We start from the raw sequence: 13,359 nt of genomic DNA on the forward strand, positions 1-13,359 counted from the left end.
TTCCCCGTATGTCTTCCGTGCCGCCGTACGTGTGGTTACACCGGGCCGAAGCCCACCTTGCGCACTGCCGGCTCACCGATCTCCACGTACGCCAGGCGCTCGGCCGGCACCAGGACCTTGCGGCCGTGCTCGTCCACCAGAGTCAGCAGCTGCACCTTGCCGGACAGTGCCTCGGACACCGCGCTCTCGACTTCCTCGGCGGTCTGGCCGCTCTCCAGAACGATCTCGCGGGGCGTGTGCTGCACGCCGATCTTGACCTCCACGGCCTTGTCCCTCCGACGATCCGTGATGTGCGCGGACGACCGCGCCGTACTCACCACACATTAGCCCGGTGAGGGGACGTACCCGGCGTCCACGCTGCACGCCAGGAGCGAACAAGACCGTAAACACCGCGCCCCGTGCGCCGCGCCTCGTCAGTGGTGGTCGGTGCCGTGCAGCGGGAAGCCGGCGATGCCCCGCCAGGCCAGGGACGTCAGGAGCTGCACGGCCTTGTCGCGAGGCATCGTCGACTTGCTGGAGAGCCAGTAGCGCGCCACGACCTGCGATACGCCGCCCAGGCCGACGGCGAGCAGCATCGACTCGTCCTTGGACAGGCCGGTGTCCTCGGCGATGACGTCGCAGATCGCCTCCGCGCACTGCAGGCTGACGCGGTCCACGCGCTCGCGCACCGCGGGCTCGTTCGTCAGGTCCGACTCGAAGACCAGGCGGAACGCGCCGCCCTCGTCCTCCACGTAGGCGAAGTACGCGTCCATCGTGGCCGCGACCCGCTGCTTGTTGTCGGACGTGGAGGCCAGTGCCGTGCGCACGGCCAGCAGGAGCGCCTCGCAGTGCTGGTCGAGCAGGGCCAGGTAGAGGTCGAGCTTGCCGGGGAAGTGCTGGTAGAGCACCGGCTTGCTGACGCCCGCGCGCTCCGCGATGTCGTCCATGGCCGCAGCGTGGTAGCCCTGTGCGACGAATACCTCCTGGGCCGCGCCCAGGAGCTGGTTACGTCGGGCACGGCGCGGCAGGCGCGTGCCCCGAGGGCGCGCTGCCTCTGTCTGCTCGATGGCTGTCACGCCGCCTCCCAAGATTGTCCGTGTGCGGTGTGCGCCGCTTCGCCATCGTACTTTTCGGTAACCGTGGTGCGCGCGGTGCGCACGCACAATTTCACGGACCGGACAGCTAGGGAAACCGTCCGCATGCGGGCAAATACGGGCAGGTCACCGATAGTCGTCCTCGTCCAGCTCCACCACGCGGGCCTGTTCGGCACGGTCCGCCTCGTTCGCGGCGTCCGGGTCCGCGTCCGCCGGAGGGTCGTCCCGGTGCGGGGCGAGCTCCGTGAGCTGCTCGGCCGCGTCCGCCTCGGGGGCCTCGACGCCGAACTCCGTGTCATCCTCCTGCGCCTCGAATGTGCCGGGGTCGGATGGGTCGACCGTCATGGCGGTTCCCTTCCCTCATGTGTCCTGGTGCGTCCTCATGTGGGCGGGTGCCCAGATCCGAGCGTAGGAGACACCAGAACGGGACGCGATGCGATCTGTGACGGCGAACACACGATCCAGTGCGTGATCGTCTCGTAACATATCCCGCATGTCTTCGACCGAGTCGCCGCGCGTGCCCGCCGCTGTCGCGGCCGTGGGGCCCAAGCCGGCCACCGTCAGGGTCGCGGAGGGCGAGCGGCTCGGCTCGGTCGGCCTTCCGGGGCTCACGCTCACCATCCGCTCCCGTCCCGGCACCCGCGCGGGGCTGCCGCCCGCGCTGTACGTGCACGGCCTCGGCGGCTCCTCCCAGAACTGGTCGGCCCTCATGCCGCTCCTGGAGGACGTCGTCGACGGCGAGGCGCTCGACCTGCCCGGCTTCGGCGACTCGCCGCCGCCGGACGACGGCGACTACTCGGTGACCGGACACGCCCGCGCCGTCATCCGCCACCTCGACGCGGCGGACCGCGGACCCGTCCACCTCGTCGGCAACTCCCTCGGCGGGGCGATCACGACCCGGGTCGCGGCCGTACGGCCCGACCTCGTGCGCACCCTCACGCTCGTTTCGCCCGCACTGCCCGAGATCCGCGTGCAGCGCACGGCGGTACCGACCGCACTGCTTGCCGTGCCCGGCGTGGCCTCGCTCTTCACCCGCCTCACCAGGGACTGGACCGCCGAACAGCGGGTGAGAGGCGTCACAGCGCTCTGTTACGGGGATCCCGGCCGGGTCAGCCCCGAGGGGTACCGGGCCGCCGTCGAGGAGATGGAGCGACGGCTTCAACTGCCTTATTTCTGGGACGCGATGGCCCGTTCGGCGCGTGGCGTGGTGAACGCGTACACCCTGGGCGGGCAGCATGGGCTCTGGCGTCAGGCCGAACGTGTCCTCGCGCCCACGCTCCTCGTCTACGGTGGACGCGATCAGCTCGTGTCCTACCGGATGGCGGCGCGGGCCGCGCGGACGTTCCGTTCCTCGCGGCTCCTGACCCTGCCGGACGCGGGGCACGTGGCGATGATGGAGTATCCGGAGACGGTCGCCACGGCGATGCGTGAACTCCTCGCGGACGCGGGGGAACTGACCGAAGGCGACAGGACGAGCGGGCGGGGAGCTGAGGCGGCGAGTGGGACGACATAGCCGCCGGGGGCCGGCACCGGCACCGGCGCCCGCACCCTTGGGCGACGCGGAGGCGGTCGCGGCAGGCCGCGGCCGACGCCGGCGCGGCGCCCCCGATGTCCCACGCCCCACCACGCCGGGACCCCAGGCGCAGCAGGGCGCCCCGCGCGGGCAGGCCCAGCCGGGACCGGCCCCGTACCGCGGCGCAGCGCCGGCCGCCGGTCCGCCGCGCGGATTCTCCGAGGCGACGCCCGCGCACGGTTTTCCCCAGGCGACTGAGTCGCGCGGTTTCCCGCAGGCGACTGTGCCGCGCGGCTACCAGCAGGTGGCACCGCCGCAGGGCCCCACGTCGCGCGGGTTCTCCGAGGCGACCCCCGCACATGGCTTTCCGCAGGCGACTCCGCCGCACGGTTTCCCGGCGCAGGGGACTCCGGCTCAAGGGTCGCCCCGTGTGACGCCGTCCCACGGATTTCCGCAGGACACGCCCGCGCACGGCGTTCCGCATGTGCGGGGTGGGCATCCTGAGCAGTTCGAGGGGGGTGTCCGGGGCGAGACCCGGATGGGCGTCGGGTACGCTCCCGCGCCGGTCGTGCCGACGCCGCGCGGCAGGCCACGGCAGGACTACGTAGACGCGTTCGCCCAGCCTCCGCGGCCCCCGCAGCCCCGGCAGCCCTCCGACCCGTACGGCGACGTCACCGACTGGGGCGCGAAGGGCGGCGCACCCGACGAGGCCGCCGCCGGGTCTGCCGAGGACGAGGAGCCGGGTGACAAACGGCGCAAGGGCCGTACGTACACCGGCATCGCGGCCGCCGCCGTGACCACGGTGCTCGCCGTCGTCGTCGCCGGACATGTCGCCCAGGGGCGCGGCGACAAGGCCGACGCCCAGGCGCAGCCCGCGGGCGGGCCCGACAAGCGGTCGGCGAACGGGTCGGCGTCGCGTTCGGACGACCGGGCCGCCCCTGGGGGCAAGGCGCGGCCCGTCATCCCGCTGACGTACGACCAGAAGATGGGCAAGACGTATCCCCTGTCCGCCAAGCTCAAGGGTTCCGGGAAGTTCACGGCGGTGCCCGGGTTCGACAGGGCACCGGGCAAGGGGCAGAAGTTCCGGTACCGGATCGACGTCGAGAACGGGCTCGGGCTCGACGGCGGGCTCTTCGCGCAGGCCGTGCAGAAGACCTTGAACGACGACCGCAGTTGGGCCCATGACGGCGGCAGGACTTTCGAGCGGATTTCCTCCGGAAAGCCCGACTTCGTGATTACGCTCGCCAGCCCGGGAACCACCGGCGTCTGGTGCGAGAAATCCGGGCTCGACACGACCGAGGACAATGTGTCCTGCGATTCCGCCGCCACCGACCGCGTCATGATCAACGCCTATCGGTGGGCGCAGGGATCGACGACGTACGGGAACAAGATCCATCTGTACCGCCAGATGCTCATCAACCACGAGGTCGGGCACCGGCTCGGGTTCAATCACGTGACCTGCACGAAGAACGGCGCGCTCGCGCCCGTCATGCAGCAGCAGACCAAGTTCCTGACCTTCGACGGAATCACCTGCAAGCCCAACCCCTGGGCCTTTCCCAAGAGTTGAGCCGCAAGGCAGGGGCCGCGTTGACATCCGGCGAAAGTTCGTTCATATTTCTCCGCATGTCGCACCGCCACGCACCCTCGCGCACCGCCATTGAGCTCACGCTCATCGGCGTGACCGGGCTGTGCGTCGCCGACGTGCACTGTTGCTGACGCCCGCCCCTGGCGTGCCGCGTCGCATTTAATCTCCTTTCCGCTCTCCACCCTTATTTCTTCTCAGGGTTTCCGGTTTCGCGGTTTCCGGCTGTCGACATGCCTCGGGCGAGTTCTGCGCATTTCCCTGCCTGCCCTCTGCTGCCCAGCGCAGCGCACATTCCCCAAGGGGTCGATTTCCGATGCGTCAACCGTCCGTCATAGCGCGCCGCGTGGCCGCCGCATCCGTCAGCGTGGTTCTCGCCGCCGGCGCCGCCGCCTGCGCCGGGCCCAAGGACAGCGACGCAGGGGGGAGCTCCGACGCCAAGCCGCAGAAGGGCGGCACCCTCACCGTCCTCAACTCCAACCCGCAGTCCGACTTCGACCCGGCGAGGCTCTACACCTCCGGCGGCGGCAACGTCCCCTCGCTCGTCTTCCGCACGCTGACCACCCGCAACCGCGAGGAAGGAGCAGCGGGCGCGAAGGTCGTCCCCGACCTCGCCACCGACCTGGGCAGGCCCAGCAAGAACGCGACCGTGTGGACGTACACCTTGAAGAAGGGCCTCAGCTACGAGGACGGCTCGCCCATCACGTCCGCCGACATCAAGTACGGCATCGAGCGGTCCTTCGCGGCCGAACTCTCCGGCGGCGCACCCTACTTGAGGGACTGGCTGATCGGCGGCGCCGACTACCAGGGCCCGTACAAGGACAAGAAGGGCCTCGACTCGATCGGGACCCCGGACGCGCGGACCATCGTCTTCCACCTGAACAAGCCCGAGGGCGAGTTCCCCTACCTGGCCACGCAGACGCAGTTCGCTCCCGTGCCCAAGGCCAAGGACAAGGGCACGAAGTACGAGGAGCACCCCGTCTCGTCCGGCCCGTACAAGGTCGTCAAGAACGAGAACGACGGCGAGCGGCTCGTTCTGGAGCGCAACACGCACTGGTCCGCGACAACCGACGAGGAGCGCAAGGCCTACCCGGACCGGATCGACGTCCGCTCCGGTCTCGACTCCTCCGTCATCAACCAGCGGCTCTCCGCAGGTCAGGGCGCCGACGCCGCCGCAGTCACCACCGACACCAACCTCGGTCCCGCCGAACTCGCCAAGGTCAGCGGCGACAAGAAGCTCGCCGCCCGCGTCGGCACCGGCCACTTCGGCTACACGAACTACATCGCCTTCAACCCGAAGGTGAAGCCGTTCGACAACCCGAAGGTGCGCCAGGCCATCGCCACCGCCGTCGACCGCTCGTCGGTGATCAACGCGGCCGGCGGCTCCTCGCTCGCCGAGCCCGCGACGACCTACCTGCCGAACCAGAAGTCCTTCGGTTACACCGCGTACGACCACTTCCCGGCCGGTGCCTCGGGCAACGCGCACAAGGCCAGGGAGCTGCTCAAGGAGGCCGGTTACAAGAAGGGCCTGACCGTCACCCTCACGCACTCCGACGCCAAGGACTTCGAGACCAGCCCGGAGATCGCCACCGCCCTCCAGGACGCCCTGAAGAAGGCCGGCATCACCGTCAAGCTCCAGGGCCTGGAGGAGAACGACTACTCCGACACGATCCACAGCGCCAAGAAGGAGCCCGGCTTCTTCCTCGCGCACTGGGGAGCCGACTGGCCCTCCGGCGGCCCGTTCCTCGCCCCGATCTTCGACGGCCGGCAGATCGTCAAGGACGGCGCGAACTTCAACACCGGCTTCCTCAATGACAAGTCCGTCAATGACGAGATCGACTCGATCAACAAGTTGACCGATCTTGACGCTGCCGCCAAGCGCTGGGGTGCACTGGACAAGAAGATCGGGGAGCAGGCACTGACCGTGCCGCTGTTCCACCCTGTGTACAAGCGCCTGTACGGACCGGACGTCAAGAACATCGTCATCAGCGACTGGACCGGCGTGCTCGACATCTCGCAGGTCTCGGTGAAGTGACGCGATGACCGAGGCACTTGTGGCCTCGGAGACCGCAGGGGCGGGCGCCGTCACGGCGCCCGCCCCCGTCTCCGGAGCCCGTCAGTTCTGGCGGCGCCTGCGCACGCAGCGCGCCGCCCTCGTCGCGGCGGCCGTCGTCGCCCTGCTCGTCCTGATCGCGCTCGGGGCCCCGCTCCTCGCGCTGATCGAGGGCCAGGACCCCAACACGTACCACCCCCACCTCATCGACTCCGCGCGCGGCGGCGTGCCCGTCGGCGCGTTCGGCGGGGCCGGCGGCGAGCACTGGCTCGGCGTCGAACCGCAGACCGGACGCGACCTGTTCACCCGCCTCGTCTACGGGGCCCGGGTCTCACTCGGCGTCGCACTCGCCGCCACCGTCGTGCAGGTGCTCATCGGCGTCACCGTCGGCATCGCGGCCGGGCTCGGCAACCGCTGGGTCGACCAGATCCTCAGCCGCGCCACCGACGTCATCGTCGCGCTGCCCCTGATGATCCTCGCGCTCGCCCTGATGGCGATCGTCCCGGGCGGCTTTCCCCGGCCCGTCCTCGTCGCCCTGGTGATCGGGCTCGTGGCCTGGGGCGGCACCGCCAAGATCGTGCGCGCCCAGACCATCACCCTCAAGGAACGCGACTTCGTGGCCGCGGCCCGGCTCAGCGGCTGGCCCACCTGGCAGATCGCCCGTCGCGAACTCCTCCCGTCGCTCGCCGCGCCCGTCATCACGTACGCGTCCCTGCTCGTCCCGACGAACGTCACCGTCGAGGCGGCCCTCTCGTTCCTCGGCGTCGGCGTCAAACCGCCCACACCGTCCTGGGGACAGATGCTCACCGCCGCCGACGTCTGGTACCAGGCCGCACCGCAGTACCTACTGCTGCCCGCCGGCGCGCTCTTCGTGACCGTGCTCGCGCTCACCGTCCTCGGCGACGGCGTGCGCACCGCGCTCGACCCGCGCGCCGCGTCCCGCCTGCGCATCGGCACGGGCCGCAAGCGGGAGGCCGGCGCATGACCGGCTTCCTGCTGCGCAGGGCGATCGGCGCCGCCGTCACCCTGCTCGCCATCTCGGTGATCATCTACGTAGTCTTCTACGCGGCCCCCGGCAACGTCGCCCAGATCAGCTGCGGCCCCCGCTGCTCGCCCGCCCAAGTGCAGCAGGTCGCCGACCAGTTGAGGCTCGACGACCCGCTGTACCTGCGCTACTGGCACTTCCTCGAGGGCATCTTCGCAGGACAGGACTTCTCCACCGGCACCGCCGTCCAGCACTGCGACGCCCCCTGCCTCGGCTTCTCCTACCAGACCGACCAGCAGGTCACGCAGCTGATCCTCACCAAGCTGCCCGCCACCGCCTCGCTCGCGCTCGGCGCCATGGTGCTGTGGCTGATCCTCGGCGTCGGCACCGGCGTCCTGTCCGCATGGCGGCGCGGCCGGCCCACGGAGCGGATCCTCACCGGCATCACCCTCGCCGGCACGGCCACGCCCGTCTTCGTCATCGGCCTGCTGCTGATGATCGTCGTCTGCGGACAGCTCCAGTGGCTGCCCTTCCCGCAGTACGTGCCCTTCACCGACGACCCCGAACAGTGGGCGTGGAACCTGCTCCTGCCCTGGCTGTCCCTCGCCCTCATCGAGGCCGCCAAGTACGCGCGCCTCACCCGCGCCTCCATGCTGGAGACCCTCGCCGAGGACCACGTGCGCACCTTCCGCGCCTACGGGGTCGGCGAACGCTCCATCATCGGACGGCACGCCCTGCGCGGTGCCGTCGCCCCTGTCATCGCCCTGAACGCCAACGACTTCGGCTCCATGTTCGGCGGCGCCGTGCTCAGCGAGACCCTGTTCGGCATCCCGGGACTCGGCCGCGAACTCGTGCACGCCGTCAACGTCGTCGACCTGCCGGTCGTCGTCGGCATGGTCCTCGTCACCGGCTTCTTCGTGGTACTCGCCAATGCTGTCGCGGACGTCCTGTACGCGGTGGCCGACCGACGGGTGGTCCTGTCATGAGCCTCGTCGAAGTGGACGCGCTCACCGTCGAGTTCGGGGACCTGCGGGCCGTCGACACGCTCTCCTTCCGCCTGGAGGAGGGCGCGGCGCTCGGCGTCGTCGGCGAGTCCGGATCCGGCAAGAGCACGGTCGCCTCCGCGCTCCTCGGCCTCCACCGGGGGACCGGCGCGCGCGTCACCGGGTCCGTGCGGGTCGCCGGCACCGACGTACAGGAAGCCGACGGCGAGGCCCTGCGGCGGCTGCGGGGCGGGACGGCCGCGATGGTCTTCCAGGACCCGCTGTCCTCCCTCGACCCGTACTACGCCGTCGGCGACCAGATCGCCGAGGTGTACCGCGTGCACTCCAAGGCGTCCCGGCGCGCCGCACGCGCGCGTGCCGTGGAAGTGCTCGACCGGGTCGGCATCCCCGACGCCGCCCGCCGCGCGCGCTCACGCCCCCACGAGTTCAGCGGCGGCATGCGCCAGCGCGCCCTGATCGCCATGGCCCTGGCCTGCGAACCCGCCCTCCTCGTCGCCGACGAACCGACCACCGCCCTCGACGTCACCGTCCAGGCGCAGATCCTCGACCTGCTCCACGGGCTGCGCCAGGAGACCGGCATGGGCCTCATCCTCGTCACCCACGACGTGGGCGTCGCCGCCGAGAGCGTCGACGACGTCCTCGTCATGCGCCACGGCCGCGCCGTCGAACGCGGAGCCGTCGCCGACGTGCTCGGCGCACCCTCCGCCGCGTACACGAAGGAACTGCTCGGCGCCGTCCCCCGCGTCGACGCGGCACGCCCGCAGCGCCCGGACGCGACGGGCGACGTCCTGCTCGAAGCGGTCGACCTGCGAAGGGAGTTCGGGCGCGGTAAGCGCGCCTTCGCCGCCGTCGACGGGGTCTCCCTGACCGTGCGCCGGGGCGAGACCCTCGGAATCGTGGGCGAGAGCGGCAGCGGCAAGACCACGCTCGGACGGATGCTCGTCGGGCTCCTCGAACCGACGTCCGGGCAGGTGCTCCTTTCAGGGGCGCGCGCCGGGAACGGCGTGCAGATGGTGTTCCAGGACCCCGTCTCCTCCCTCAACCCCCGCCGCAGCGTGGGGGAGTCCGTCGCCGACCCGCTGCGGGCGCGCGGCGACAAGGAGGTGCGCGGCCGGGTCGAGGAACTCCTGGAACGCGTCGGGCTCGACCCGGCGCACTACGGGCGCCATCCGCACGAGTTCAGCGGCGGACAGCGCCAGCGCGTCGGGATCGCCCGCGCGCTCGCCGCCGAACCGCGCATCATCGTGTGCGACGAAGCCGTCTCCGCCCTCGACGTCACGACCCAGGCCCAGGTCACCGGCCTGCTGCGGGAACTCCAGGACGAGCTGGGCCTCGCCCTCGTCTTCATCGCCCACGACCTCGCCGTCGTCCGCCAGGTCAGCGACCGGGTCGCCGTCATGCGCAAGGGGCGCGTCGTCGAGTACGGCTCCGTGGACGAGGTCTACGGAGCGCCACAGGACCCGTACACGCGGCAGCTGCTCACCGCCGTGCCGGCGCTCGATCCGGCCGTCGCCGCGCGGCGACGCACCGCCCGCAGGGAGCTGGCCGCAGCATGACACTCCGTGACCGAATGGGCGTGTAGCGCGACAGAACGCTACCCGCGCGGGAAAGTTACGGCCGTTCACCCCTTTTGGTGGCGTGATGGACAACCGTCCATCACGCCACCGGCATGTCCGCATACGTTCGTCCCGCTGAGCCACCGGACCAACGGCGGCTCCCCAGACGGGAGATCGGGGGTGTACTCGTGCGCATCGGACTGCTTACGGAGGGTGGCTATCCGTATGTGAGCGGTGAGGCCAGACTCTGGTGCGACCGGCTCGTGCGCGGGCTCGAGCAGCACGAGTTCGACCTCTACGCGCTCAGCCGCAGCCAGGACCAGGAGGACCGCGGCTGGATCGAACTGCCGCCGCAGGTCAGCCGGGTGCGCACCGCTCCGGTGTGGACCGCCGATGACGACGGCATCAGCTACGGGCGCCGCGGCAGGCGGCGCTTCGCCGACGCGTACGCGGAGCTGGCGGGGGCCGTCTGCGCGGGCGCTCCCCCCGAGACCGCCGGCCTCGCGGGCGTGCCCGCCGACTCCTCCAGCGCCGAGGCGGACCGTTTCGGCAACGCGTTGTACAAGCTCGCCGAACTCGCCCGCGACGAAGGCGGACTCGTCGGTGCCCTGCGCTCCGAGACCGCCGTCCGCACGCTGGAGCGCGCCTGCCGCGCACCGGGCGCCCTGCGCGCGGCCCGCGCCACCCGCGTCCCCGACCTCCTCGCCGTCGCCGGACACATCGAACGCGCCCTGCGCCCGCTCTCCCTCGACTGGTACGGCGACGACGGCCTCGGCTCGGTCGACCTGTGCCACGCCACCTCCGGCGGCCCCGCCGCCCTGCCCGGACTCGTCGCCCACCACTTCTCCGGCGTCCCCCTCCTCGTCACGGAGTACGGCGTCCAGCTGCGGGCCCACTACATCGCGGCCGGCGACGCCGAACTGAGTGCCCCCGTACGGGCGATGCTCGCCTCCTTCCACGGCCGCCTCGCCGCCGAGACCTACCGGCAGGCCGCGATCATCACCCCCGGCAACACGCACGCCCGGCGCTGGCAGGAGCGGTGCGGCGCCGACCGGGCGAAACTGCGCACCGTCCACCCCGGCATGGAGGCCTCCCGCTTCGCCGAGATCGGCGAGCGCGAGGAGCCGGGGGAGCCCGGCACCCTGGTCTGGGTCGGCCGCATCGAACCCTCCAAGGACCTGATCTCCCTCCTCCACGCCTTCGCGGAGATCCGCAAGGACGAGCCCAAGGCCCGCCTGCGCCTCGTCGGAGCGCCCGCCGAAGGCCCCGAGGCCGCCGCCTACCTCGCCCACTGCAAGGCCCTCGCCGCCCAGCTCTTCCCCGACGAGGCGGAGGGCGCCCACGCGATGGGCGACAACCCCGTCTCCTTCGAGGAGATCGGCGCGCCCGAGACACCCGACCTCGCGGACGCGTACGCCGCCGGGAGCGTCGTCGTCCTGTCGAGCATCGTCGAGGGGTTCCCGATCAGCCTCGTCGAGGCGATGTTCTGCGGACGCGCCACGGTCTCGACCGACGCGGGCGCCGTCGTCGAGGTCATCGGCGGCACCGGCCTGGTGGTCCCGCCGCGCAACCCACGGGCGCTCGCCGAGGCGTGTGTGTCGTTGCTGCGGGACCCGGGGCGCCGCGAGCGCCTCGGCGCGGCCGCGCGGGCACGGGCGCTCGAACTCTTCACCGTCGAGCAGAACATCACGGCATTTCACGGCATTTACCTGGAGATCGTTTCCCACTGCCCCGTGCGCCGTGAAGCCGTGGACGACGCGGGCGAACCCCTGCCCTTCGCCAACCCTCCGGAGGCCCACGTACCGGGCCGCTGGACCGCACCGACGAGCGAGTCGGGCGGGGGCTTCGGGACGTGGCTGGCGGGGCGCTCCGCCTCTGGGGACGCGCCTAGTTGGGCGGGGACGGAGGGGGAGGCGGCTGCCTCCGGGAGCGGTGCCGTTGGTTCGGGCGGTGGCGGGGAGCGGCCGGCCGGTGAGCACGGGCAGTTGGCCGGTGCGTTTCCCGGTGGGGAGGGGGACGCGTGAGCGGGCGGGAGTCGGGCGAGACGGTCGTGGGCGCGGGCTTGGACGCGCCGCAGGTGCCGGGTGGCGCGGACGCGTGGGGGACGGGGTCGCGGGAGGTGTTGGGGTCGGGGTCGAGGGAGACCGGGGCCGGGCCTGGGGCCGGCGCTGCGTCGGGGCTGGCTCGGGGGCCTGAGACGCGGTTGGGCGTTGGGCCGGGGCCGGGTGCTGAGCCGGTTGCGGGGTCGGATGGTGAGCCGGAATCGGAGCGGCGTGCGGAGCCGGAGCCGGGGGCCGGACCGGGGGTTCTGGCCCGGGGGCTCGACTCCGCGCCCGCCGACGAAGCCTTGCTGAACGAACCCGCGGCCTGGCGCGCCGGCGTCGCACCCGCATCCGCATCCGCGCCTACGGGCAACCCGCTCCCCGACACACCCCCGGCGCCGGCCTCCCCTCCCGCCGGTACCGCCCATCCCGGCAGCCCTCCCAAGGCCGACGAGGCCGCCGGCGGCAGCCGACGCCGTACCGGCGTGGACCCCGTGAAAGCCCTGATGCACCGGCACCGCGAGCTCTGCGAACGTGCCGTCGACCCCCTGGAGATCGCGGCCGGTCTGGAAGCCCACGGCGTCACCGACCGGACCGCTGCCCGCTTCCGGCACCGCGACGTCTTCTCGCTCGCCGAAGAGATGTACGCGCGCGTGCCCCGCGACAGCGACATCGGACCGGAAACCCGGCACGCCGTATCCGACACACCCCGCGGCCGGCCCCCCGTCTGGGCCGTCCTCACGCTGCTGCCCGGCGCGCTGGGCGTCCTCACCCTCGTAGGACTCGACTTCACCGACGGACGGATGCGGCTCGCGGTCGGGGCCGGCGGCGTGCTCGCCGTCTCCGCCGCACTCCGCGCCGCCCTGCGCCGGGGCCCGCTGCGCGCCACCGCCCGCACCGTGCCCGCCACCGGCGCCTGGACCTGCTGGCTCCTCGCCTATGCCCTCCTCGGCGACGGACTTCTGACCGCTGCTGTCGCGGGCGGTCCCGACGAGGGCTGGGCCCCCGCCACCGCTCCCCTCCTCGCCCTGGCCTTCGCCGTCGCGCCCGGCGCCTGGTGCGCCCAGCTCTTCGGCGCGGTCGCCCGGCGCAGGCTCGCCTCCAGCCGGGGCCTCGAAGAGTTCGCCGCCTCCGTGCGCCCCCTCCTCCTCGCCGTCTTCGCGCTCTTCCTGTGCGCGCTGTACGCCCTCATCGGGGTGGCCGCCGCCGTACTCGGCCAGGACGCGGCATACGCCGGCGCCGGAACGCTCGGCGCGCTCCTGCTGCTCGCCCGCCTGCTCACGGCGCACGGCCGCACCCACGCCCCCGCCGTCGTCCTCGGCGCGGCCGCAGCGGCCGAGGCGCTCGCCGTCTCCACCGTGTTCGCGGGACGCCTTCCCGGCTGCGGCTTCCTCGCCGTCCCCGTAGAGACGGCCGTCGATGCCTGGGGGCCCGGCACCGTACCCGCCCTGGCCTGTGGCGCCGCCGCGCTCACCCTCCTCGTCCACGCGGCCCGCACCCTCAGCCGGGCCTCCGCCCACGCGCCCACGGACGCCACCCCGTGACCGCGCC

Annotated in this window: 12 protein-coding genes; 9 read left to right on the forward strand and 3 right to left on the reverse strand. The window is 72.2% G+C overall.

Annotation, left to right across the window (positions count from 1 at the left end; translation table 11 throughout):
• Positions 1–35: 35 nt before the first annotated feature.
• The 3 genes from ACWIGU_RS32495 to ACWIGU_RS32505 all read right to left on the reverse strand — a co-directional run bounded on the left by ACWIGU_RS32495 (position 36) and on the right by ACWIGU_RS32505 (position 1,418).
• On the reverse strand, positions 36–263 hold the full coding sequence (locus tag ACWIGU_RS32495; RefSeq protein ID WP_227297095.1) for a DUF3107 domain-containing protein: 228 nt from the start codon (positions 261–263) through the stop codon (positions 36–38).
• A 150-nt stretch (positions 264–413) separates the two neighbouring features.
• On the reverse strand, positions 414–1,055 hold the full coding sequence (locus ACWIGU_RS32500; protein WP_326774225.1) for a TetR/AcrR family transcriptional regulator: 642 nt from the start codon (positions 1,053–1,055) through the stop codon (positions 414–416).
• A gap of 144 nt (positions 1,056–1,199) precedes the next feature.
• Positions 1,200–1,418, reverse strand: a complete 219-nt coding sequence (locus ACWIGU_RS32505) for a hypothetical protein (protein ID WP_454405243.1) — start codon at positions 1,416–1,418, stop codon at positions 1,200–1,202.
• Positions 1,419–1,566: 148 nt separating this feature from the next.
• Between ACWIGU_RS32505 and ACWIGU_RS32510 the strand changes: the two genes are divergently transcribed.
• From ACWIGU_RS32510 to ACWIGU_RS32550, 9 genes are all read left to right on the forward strand, one after another.
• Positions 1,567–2,586 (forward strand): alpha/beta hydrolase, encoded by a 1,020-nt coding sequence (locus ACWIGU_RS32510; RefSeq protein ID WP_454405244.1) that lies wholly within the window; start codon positions 1,567–1,569, stop codon positions 2,584–2,586.
• On the forward strand, positions 2,573–4,153 hold the full coding sequence (locus ACWIGU_RS32515; RefSeq protein ID WP_454405246.1) for a DUF3152 domain-containing protein: 1,581 nt from the start codon (positions 2,573–2,575) through the stop codon (positions 4,151–4,153). The genes ACWIGU_RS32510 and ACWIGU_RS32515 overlap by 14 nt, the downstream gene beginning before the upstream one ends.
• Positions 4,154–4,209: 56 nt before the next feature.
• Positions 4,210–4,302 (forward strand): Ms4533A family Cys-rich leader peptide, encoded by a 93-nt coding sequence (locus tag ACWIGU_RS32520; protein ID WP_324905233.1) that lies wholly within the window; start codon positions 4,210–4,212, stop codon positions 4,300–4,302.
• A gap of 182 nt (positions 4,303–4,484) precedes the next feature.
• The gene (locus tag ACWIGU_RS32525; RefSeq protein WP_454405247.1) at positions 4,485–6,203 is read left to right on the forward strand and encodes an ABC transporter substrate-binding protein; all 1,719 of its coding nucleotides are present in this window, start codon (positions 4,485–4,487) and stop codon (positions 6,201–6,203) included.
• 4 nt (positions 6,204–6,207) lie between these two features.
• A complete protein-coding gene (locus ACWIGU_RS32530; RefSeq protein ID WP_454405248.1) occupies positions 6,208–7,206 on the forward strand; it encodes an ABC transporter permease in 999 nt (332 codons plus the stop codon).
• Positions 7,203–8,192 (forward strand): ABC transporter permease, encoded by a 990-nt coding sequence (locus ACWIGU_RS32535; protein ID WP_454405249.1) that lies wholly within the window; start codon positions 7,203–7,205, stop codon positions 8,190–8,192. The genes ACWIGU_RS32530 and ACWIGU_RS32535 overlap by 4 nt, the downstream gene beginning before the upstream one ends.
• On the forward strand, positions 8,189–9,766 hold the full coding sequence (locus tag ACWIGU_RS32540) for a dipeptide ABC transporter ATP-binding protein (protein ID WP_454405251.1): 1,578 nt from the start codon (positions 8,189–8,191) through the stop codon (positions 9,764–9,766). Before ACWIGU_RS32535 ends, ACWIGU_RS32540 begins: the two co-directional genes overlap by 4 nt.
• Positions 9,767–9,954: 188 nt before the next feature.
• On the forward strand, positions 9,955–11,790 hold the full coding sequence (locus ACWIGU_RS32545; RefSeq protein WP_454405252.1) for a DUF3492 domain-containing protein: 1,836 nt from the start codon (positions 9,955–9,957) through the stop codon (positions 11,788–11,790).
• Positions 11,791–12,113: 323 nt separating this feature from the next.
• Positions 12,114–13,352 (forward strand): hypothetical protein, encoded by a 1,239-nt coding sequence (locus tag ACWIGU_RS32550; protein ID WP_454405253.1) that lies wholly within the window; start codon positions 12,114–12,116, stop codon positions 13,350–13,352.
• The last annotated feature ends 7 nt before the right edge of the window (positions 13,353–13,359 follow it).

This window comes from Streptomyces sp. NPDC055400 (genome assembly GCF_053644375.1).

What these genes read in the sequence shown, in the direction of transcription:
- ACWIGU_RS32505 (WP_454405243.1), bottom strand. Translation starts at nt 1,418, where the DNA reads ATGACGGTCGACCCATCCGACCCCGGCACATTCGAGGCGCAGGAGGAT.
- ACWIGU_RS32525 (WP_454405247.1), top strand. Translation starts at nt 4,485, where the DNA reads ATGCGTCAACCGTCCGTCATAGCGCGCCGCGTGGCCGCCGCATCCGTC.
- ACWIGU_RS32535 (WP_454405249.1), top strand. Translation starts at nt 7,203, where the DNA reads ATGACCGGCTTCCTGCTGCGCAGGGCGATCGGCGCCGCCGTCACCCTG.
- ACWIGU_RS32530 (WP_454405248.1), top strand. Translation starts at nt 6,208, where the DNA reads ATGACCGAGGCACTTGTGGCCTCGGAGACCGCAGGGGCGGGCGCCGTC.
- ACWIGU_RS32520 (WP_324905233.1), top strand. Translation starts at nt 4,210, where the DNA reads ATGTCGCACCGCCACGCACCCTCGCGCACCGCCATTGAGCTCACGCTC.
- ACWIGU_RS32540 (WP_454405251.1), top strand. Translation starts at nt 8,189, where the DNA reads ATGAGCCTCGTCGAAGTGGACGCGCTCACCGTCGAGTTCGGGGACCTG.
- ACWIGU_RS32510 (WP_454405244.1), top strand. Translation starts at nt 1,567, where the DNA reads ATGTCTTCGACCGAGTCGCCGCGCGTGCCCGCCGCTGTCGCGGCCGTG.